Below are 8,253 nucleotides of genomic sequence, written 5' to 3' on the forward strand. Positions count from 1 at the left end.
ACCATCATGTTCCAGAACTGTATCTCTCCGGAAAAAACCCTGAAAATCACTACTTGTGTATCCGGATTTGCCTGCTTAACAGCGTGCAACCAGGGCCTATCCTGAAAAAGCTTTTCTTCCAGAACTTGATCCTGGACCATTTCCACCCTGCCTGTTAATCTCATCATTCTTGAATCCTGCTGGTTTTGAGCATTATTGAAATAAGCTATTTCCACTTTAGGATTGGACTGTAACTGATCATATAAGGATTTATTGGTACCGGTATGATAATAAAAACCGGTTTCATCTGCGAACCACATCATCATTCCGCGCACATGAGGTTGATCGTCCTCACTTGTGGCCAGCCAGCAGGCCTTGTTATTGTTGGCGAACTCCAAAACTTCTTTTATATCCATGAAACACCTCCGGATTAATTGCAATTAATATAGCCTGTCCTCCTGATTTCGACCAGTATATTTTTAATACCTTTTAATATCAAACTTACTGTAATTTGATTGAAATAATTATTTTCTTATATCGATAAATTCAGAGATTACAAAAGGATTAAATATGCTTAATAAAATAACCAGTCAAAAATTAACCAACGACTCAATAGTTTCTGCAGGTATAAATTCTCAAACTCCGGATATAATCATCGGGAATAAAGCCCTTTTTATAGAAAAATTCAACAAGATAAAAGAATTTATGTTTTTCCAGGTTGATAATTACAGCGGGGAATATCTGCCGCCAATGCGAGAAAATCTTGATAAACTTTCTGATTACCTGGTTAAAAATCTTCCGGAACAAGTGAGAATCAAAGATGTAGTTAAAATCCTTCTAAGTTATTACCCGAACGAGAAAAAATGTTATGAGCTGATTAAAATGTTAGGATTCAAGGATATCCGCCCTAATGACTCCAATTCAGTGTACTGGGGAGGCTCCAGGATATGGAGACATTTAGTGCCATACACTCAGATTTATGCTTTAACTTTAACCATTATGGCCTGGCCCACAGATTCAAAGTCCGTGAGTGAGAATTTTGAAATATTCTGGGATAACCTGATGCCAAAACTTTCCCCCTTTCAGCAAATCTTTTTTCTTTATAATATTAATCCTACAAATATAAGAGAATTTGAACCGGCCACTGCATTACTGTCAAATCTGGCGAGAAAAAAATATGCGTTTAAAGACCCTGTCTTTATGGGTCTGCTGCTAACTCTTACTAAAGAACGTTTGCTTGACTTCACCTATTACTTTGGCACACATTTTATTTATTGTGATTATGACAAAATGGATATTGAAACCCTCTGGAAAAATAAAAAAGAAATACTTTACCTGAAAAACATGATGCTGGAATTTAGTAATAAGGGCTTGATAAATGATTTCCATAAATTTTTTACCATACTCACTTCCCGCGGATTTGTGGCAGAATTTTTAAAATTTCTTAATCCGACTGAGCTGATCCATATGTTTTCAGGCAATAACCAATCAATAAAAAATCAAATAAAAATAGATGTTAAAGATGAATTGGGGCATGATAATTCCCATAGATGGTTTTATAATAATGACAATCTCTGGCAATTATGGAATTTAAGTTATGATATGTATAATCACCATCTGGAACTTCAAAAAAGATATCAATTAGACGGGTTGAAAGGTATCACAGTAGAAAACATCGCTTCAATTCCACACATAGTTGCGAATTACCTGCTGAACTTAAAAGACCTGGTTAGAACACGCTATGGTGAAGGTCAAGTAGACCAGATGCTGGAATATGAAAATCCTGAAAATTATTTTCATGGCCGGTATGAGGAATTGCTAAAATTTCTTGATAAATATGGGGACAGTTCAAAATCAAAGATTAGCAAACTCGGAGAGGTCTTTGCAACAATTAGAAAAGGGTTAACAGAGACTCTGAAATTAATAACCGAGTAACCTATAAATATTTCGCCGTATAAGATTTCTTACATTTTTTAACTTCATCAACCGTGCCGGCTACGATAACCTGCCCGCCGGCGTCACCGCCTTCCGGGCCAAGATCGATTATGTAATCGGCAGAACGGATCATGTCCACATTATGTTCAATGACTACAACGGTGTTCCCAGACTCCACGAGGCGGTTTAATACCTGAATAAGCATTTCCACGTCCGCGAAATGGAGGCCAGTAGTCGGCTCATCCAGAATATATAATGTTTTGCCAGTGGAACGCTTGCTTAGTTCAGAAGAAAGCTTTATACGCTGGGCCTCACCGCCGCTTAGCGTAGTTGAACTCTGGCCCAGATGTATATAGCCCAGACCAACATCCAGCAAAGTCTGCAGCACGTTTTTGATCCGCGGAATAGAATAGAAAAAATTATAAGCCTGCTCTACATCCATATCCAGCACATCTGAGATATTCATTCCTTTATAAGTTATTTCCAGTGTTTCTTTATTGTAGCGCTTACCTTTGCACACTTCACAGGGGACATAAACATCAGGCAAAAAGGACATGGAGATCTTTTTCAGGCCGTCTCCCTGACAGGTTTCGCAGCGTCCACCTTTGACATTAAAACTGAAACGACCCAGCTTATAGCCGCGCATGGACGCTTCACGGGTTGAAGCGAACAAACTGCGGATATGATCAAAAACGCCGGTATAGGTGGCGGGATTACTGCGCGGTGTTTTTCCTATCGGTTCCTGATTAATACATATAACTTTATCGATATTCTCCAGACCTCTGATTTCCTGATGTTTTCCCGGAGCATCCGCGGATTTATATAACATTCGGGCCACTGCCTTATAAAATACTTCATTAATCAACGAAGACTTACCGCTGCCCGATACTCCGGTAACGCTGACCCATTTTCCCAGCGGAATTGTTACATTAATATTTTTTAAATTATTTTCAGCCGCGCCTATAATCTCAATTTTATTAAAATTCTGTATTCTTTTTCTTTCCTGTAAATGAACCCATCGTTCCTTGTTCAAATATTTTGCGGTCAAAGATGCTTTGCATTGTAAAAGTCCTTTTAAATCACCGCTATAAATAATCTCACCGCCATGTTTGCCGGCCCCGGGCCCCATATCTATGATATGGTCTGCGCTGCGGATGGTTTCTTCATCATGCTCCACCACCAGAACACTGTTGCCTGCGTCTCTTAGCTTTTTCAAAGTATCTATGAGCTGTTGATTATCACGCTGATGCAAACCGATACTGGGCTCATCCAGCACATAAACCACTCCTATCAGGCCCGAGCCGATCTGCGTGGCCAGACGTATGCGCTGCGCTTCTCCGCCGCTCAGTGTACCGGCTTTGCGATCCAGGGTAATATAACCGAGCCCGACATTTTCCAGAAAAAACAATTTGGACTTCATCTTTTTAATTATTTCCCTGGCAATGTGCGCTTCATATTCGGACAAAGAAAGTTCATTAAAATATCGCAATAAAGCACTGATATTCATTTTAGTAATATCGGAAATATTCATGTCCCTTATCTTGATAGCCAGAATTTCCGGCTTCAAGCGCTGTCCATGACAGGTGGAACATGTCTCTTCCCGCATATACCTGCGCATATTGGCGCGCATATGCTCGGACTGTGTCTGGTAATAACGTCGTTTCAAGTTGCCGATAACACCTTCAAAAGCTTTATTAAACTGCAGATTGCCGGAAAAATTGCTACCCGAAGACTTGCCCATTTCCCAGTTCATTTCCACTACCTCCGAACCTGAACCGTAAAGAAGAATATTCCATTGTTGAGGAGTTAAATTCTTGGCCGGTGTGTCCAGTGAAAATCCATATTTTTTCCCGGCAGACTCCACCATCATGCCGTAATAAGTATCATCCAAATTTATTATCTTGGAAGTAGCATAGCGCAAGGGCAAATGTTTGCTGGAGAAAACAAGGTCCGGTGAAAATTCCAGTTTTGATCCCAGACCGTTACAGGCCGGGCATGCCCCGTATGGAGCATTAAAAGAAAACATCCGGGGAGAAATCTCGCCGATACTTATACCGCAGTCCAGACAAGCAAAATGCTCGCTGTAAACTTCTTCTTTTTTATCAGGATAAATGACACTTATAATCCCTGTGCCTATCTTCAGCGCAGTTTCTATAGAATCGGCCAGGCGTTTTTTCTTGTCTTCTGTTACACGGATACGGTCAATAATCACTTCAATAGTATGTTTTTTATTTTTATCCAGAGTAATTTCGTCTTCTACATGCATGATCTGCTTGTCTACCCTGGCCCTTAAAAACCCCTGCTTACGGATATTCTCAAAAATATGGCGGTACTCCCCTTTTTTGTTGCGGATAAGCGGAGCGAGAATAGTAATTTCCTTATCAGCGGCTTCTTTTAAAATCTGCTCAATAATCTGGGATGCGCTCTGGCGGTTTATCTTTTTCCCGCAATTTGGACAATGCGGAATACCAATATGCGCGAACAGCAAACGTAAATAGTCATAAATCTCGGTAACCGTAGCCACTGTGGAACGCGGATTGCGGCTGGTGGATTTCTGATCAATAGCAATGGCCGGCGGAAGCTCCTCTATGGAGTCTACATCCGGCTTTTGCAGTTGTTCCAGAAACTGCCGGGCGTAATTGGACAACGACTCCACATAACGGCGCTGACCCTCTGCGTAAATAGTATCAAACGCCAGTGAACTTTTTCCTGAGCCGCTGAGACCGGTGATGACTACCATTTGATGGCGCGGGACATCCAGATCGATATTCTTGAGATTATGCTCTCTGGCGCCCTTGATTATTATACATTGTTTATTTTTTTCCATTTTTTCCTTAGGCACAATATTATAACCTCTTTGATATACCGATGAAAGTATATTGTTTGCATAGTATCATTGTAGTACAATTGTACTACAATGAAAAAAACAATTCAACCCCTTACGCTCATTTCCTGGCCCAACACTATTGTACATATCGACGGCGACAGTTTTTTTGCTTCGGTAGAGCAGGCGCTGGACCCTTCGCTTAAAGGCAAAGCTATAGTTACCGGCCAGGAACGCGGCATTGCCTCGGCCATCAGTGTTGAAGGTAAAAAACTGGGAATAAAACGCGGCATGCCCATAGGGCTTATAAAACGCAACTACCCTGACTGCGTCATTGTGCCCGGGAACTATGAAGCCTATATGACTTTTGCCAAACGCATATTTGATATCATGCGCCGCTACACACCGGCTGTGGAGGAATATTCCATAGATGAAGCCTTCGCGGACATTACCGGACTGCGCAGGACCTTAAATAAAAGCTACAAAGATATCGCTTCCGGCATGCAAAAAGAAATAACCGCGGAGTTGGACATAACCGTCTCTGTAGGCGTAAGCCTTACCAAAACTCTGGCCAAGCTCTGTTCCAAGTTCCGCAAACCGAACGGGCTTACCTGTGTAAAAGGAAGTTATATTCATATTCTTTTGCAAAAAAATTCCATAGAAAAGGTCTGGGGCATCGGCCATAATATTGCTGCTTTTTTAAAAAAATATGACTGCCATACCGCCTACGATTTTGCGCAAAAACCGCTTGCTTTTGTGGAAGAATACCTGACTAAAAAAGAAGTAGAAATATACAAAGAGTTACGCGGGGAAATGGTCTATCCGGTGGAAGTCAGCAAAAAAGAAACTTACCAGAGCATCAGCAAGGCCAAAACTTTCGGCCCTACCTCCGACAAAGCCAAAGTCTTCGCTCAGCTCATTAAAAATATCGAGGAAGCCACAGCCAAATGCCGCAAATATAAACTCATGGCCGGCCAACTCATTATCGTACTCAAAACCCAGCAGTTCCGCACAGCCGGACTGAAAGCCAAATTGTCCCGGTTCAGCGCCAGCCCGCTGGAAATAATCCCCATTGCCGAAGAACTTTTTAAGCGCTGTTACGCGGATGGCAACACTTACCGCCAGACCATCTGCATATTAACCCATCTCACAGCCGCGAAAAATATCCAGCTCACCCTCTTTGACAGCGGCCTTTCCATAGAAAAGCTGGAAAGCATTTCCGAAAGCATGGACGAAATAAATAAAAAGTACGGTCGAGGTACTATTCATCTTACGGAGAGCCTTGCGGCCAGACATAAATATGAAAATGAATTCCGGGTACCGCTGATGAAAATGAATATATGATAAGCTCGGTCCAACACGCTTGCATATCGATGCTCAAGGCTCAGAGCTGGGGTCTGAGGGCTCTGGAATTTTCTGGGAGAGATAAAATTTCCAGACGATAATCTATGTGTTACACAAAATACTATCTGATAAACTTAGCCCATATAATATCTTTTGTCATGAACTGACCGACTATTTTGAAAGGATAATTAAAGCCTATGTCGGGCAGCTCTGCGCCGTGTTCAGTCATGCTATTCCTTATGAACAATTGCTACAAATAGCCCGGGAGTTTCTAAAAGAATTTACCAGCCGTTATCCGGTAATCACTTTGGAAAACAATAAAGTGCAGGACAGAATCTATGACCTCGATTGGATCACCTTAGTCATTAATATGGCCGGTTATTATAATGACATTTTATCTTATAGCAAAAATAAACCGCTGGAATTTTCATCCCTGATAGTAAAAAACAAATCTGAATTGAGTTATGAAGAAAAATACCTGTATGACTTATGGATAAAACTTATATTCATTATATCGGATGACCCGACTGCCAACCCCATCTCCACCGGAACATTACCCGACCGTTTAGCCAGGGAGTACCTCGAGTATAAACGCTTGCGATTTCAGAAAGTATTAAAAAAAATTTTATAAAATCCTGAAACCTTTAAAAATTTTCGCGGTCAATGTGTTCCCTTTAAGGATACCGGCGATTATTTCGGCTGTATCATCACCAGTATCTTCTCTTATTAACTTCAGCCCTTTTTTTACCAGCACATGCAACCTTGCCTCATCGGCATTATTCAGATGGACCATATGGTTCAAAATTCGCAATTTATCGTCGTCGTTATGTGCATATAAAAGAAGCATCAGGGTTGTAAAAAAATAATCGTCCTGCTCTTTTTCAGCCAGCACCTGTTCTCCGGGCCAGCACCCCGGTACAAAATTTACAAACGAAGGTTTAACTTCTCCCAAGGCATAATCAATTGAAAATCCTTCTTTTTGTAATAATTTGAGTAGTTGTCTGACATGTATATATTGATGTCCAAGAACGGAAACAGCATATCCCTGTCTACCCGATGCCAACACGCCTTTGGTAAAAAGCAGCACATCCCCTTCGTTATAGATATTACCCCCGATATTTCCGGCTAACTGAGGAGAAGCGGAATCCCCGATGGCTTTCCCGATCTCATATATTGCGTTATGATTTTCAGCTTTTTGAATTCCTTCAATAAGATACTGCATTACATCCATCCAGTTTTGATCTGAAGAATCATAAAAATCCATGATCATGAATACAGTTTCATAATCAATATCCATTGCATATTTTCTGCCGAATTCAACAAGTTTATCAGCGTACTTTTCTCCTGCTAAACGCGCTTTATCAAAATATCTGATCGTCTCCGGATCGTTTCTGTTTATTATTAATCTGTCATAAGAAACAGGCAGCATATAATAATCTGACGGGGTTATTTTCTCTAATAGTTGCCGCAACAAATCTTTCCTTGAGAATGCTCTTATATGAGGTTGACTTACAACTTTTTTTCTAAGCATACTAATATATCGGCGCATTTACAGCGGATTCTCAAACTATAGTAATTTATTCAAGAGACTTAATTGCTTCGGGAATATTGAAATCAGTATTGTTAACTTCAGATGAAACTCTATCTGTTATTAATTCGTTTGCCAAACATCTTTGTAGAATATTCAGTGCATCTTTGTTTTCTACCTTTAGCCAATCCTGCTCTATGCCTTTGGATAGGATTACCGGCATCCGGTCATGTATTCCTGCCACTCTTTCCTTAGCCGCTGTTGTGATAACAGTATATGTACCGCCATCGTATAATCCAGCGAAAGCCAATAGCTCATTGTTTGATAAATGAATAAAATAAGGAGTCCTTTTCTTGCCCTCTTTTTTCCATTCATAAAACCCGTTGGCGGGTATCAGACAACGATTGGCTTTTAACAAATTTTTAAATGACGGTTTCTCGGTCAGGGATTCGATGCGCGCGTTTATCAAACCGTGTTTAAACTTCTCGCTGTCTCTGGCCCAGGATGGAATTAATCCCCATTTCAAAACACTGATTGTATTACTGCCACCTTTATTAATTATGACCGGCATATCCTGACCTGGGGCAACATTATAGCAACTCTGCAATTTGATTTTATCTTTGATGTCAAAGCGTAGAAAAAG

The 8,253-nt window shown here is 40.7% G+C and carries 7 protein-coding genes; 3 read left to right on the forward strand and 4 right to left on the reverse strand.

The window, feature by feature from the left end:
* Positions 1-395 (reverse strand): pyridoxamine 5'-phosphate oxidase family protein (locus PHV30_11335; GenBank protein MDD5457605.1); only part of this gene is annotated, 395 nt, incomplete at its 3' end.
* Between the two features lie 154 nt (positions 396-549).
* Here PHV30_11335 and PHV30_11340 point away from each other — a divergent pair.
* Positions 550-1,914, forward strand: coding sequence for a hypothetical protein (locus PHV30_11340; GenBank protein MDD5457606.1), 1,365 nt, complete (start codon positions 550-552; stop codon positions 1,912-1,914).
* A 1-nt stretch (position 1,915) separates the two neighbouring features.
* On the opposite strand, the gene uvrA is transcribed toward PHV30_11340, so the two are convergent.
* Positions 1,916-4,741, reverse strand: coding sequence for an excinuclease ABC subunit UvrA (gene uvrA / locus PHV30_11345; GenBank protein MDD5457607.1), 2,826 nt, complete (start codon positions 4,739-4,741; stop codon positions 1,916-1,918).
* A gap of 90 nt (positions 4,742-4,831) precedes the next feature.
* Between uvrA and PHV30_11350 the strand changes: the two genes are divergently transcribed.
* Together PHV30_11350 and PHV30_11355 are read left to right on the forward strand one after the other, a co-directional pair.
* Complete coding sequence (locus PHV30_11350; protein ID MDD5457608.1) at positions 4,832-6,082, forward strand: DNA polymerase IV; 1,251 nt, start codon at positions 4,832-4,834, stop codon at positions 6,080-6,082.
* Positions 6,083-6,188: 106 nt separating this feature from the next.
* Positions 6,189-6,713, forward strand: coding sequence for a hypothetical protein (locus PHV30_11355; protein ID MDD5457609.1), 525 nt, complete (start codon positions 6,189-6,191; stop codon positions 6,711-6,713).
* On the opposite strand, the gene PHV30_11360 is transcribed toward PHV30_11355, so the two are convergent.
* Together PHV30_11360 and PHV30_11365 are read right to left on the reverse strand one after the other, a co-directional pair.
* Positions 6,708-7,613, reverse strand: coding sequence for a hypothetical protein (locus tag PHV30_11360; GenBank protein ID MDD5457610.1), 906 nt, complete (start codon positions 7,611-7,613; stop codon positions 6,708-6,710). The two genes, PHV30_11355 and PHV30_11360, sit on opposite strands and share 6 nt — an antisense overlap.
* Positions 7,614-7,659: 46 nt before the next feature.
* Positions 7,660-8,253, reverse strand: a 594-nt coding sequence (locus PHV30_11365) for an SOS response-associated peptidase (GenBank protein ID MDD5457611.1), incomplete at its 5' end; no start/stop codon positions are given.

Source organism: Candidatus Margulisiibacteriota bacterium (assembly GCA_028715625.1).
Taxonomy (GTDB): domain Bacteria; phylum Margulisbacteria; class Riflemargulisbacteria; order GWF2-35-9; family GWF2-35-9; genus JAQURL01.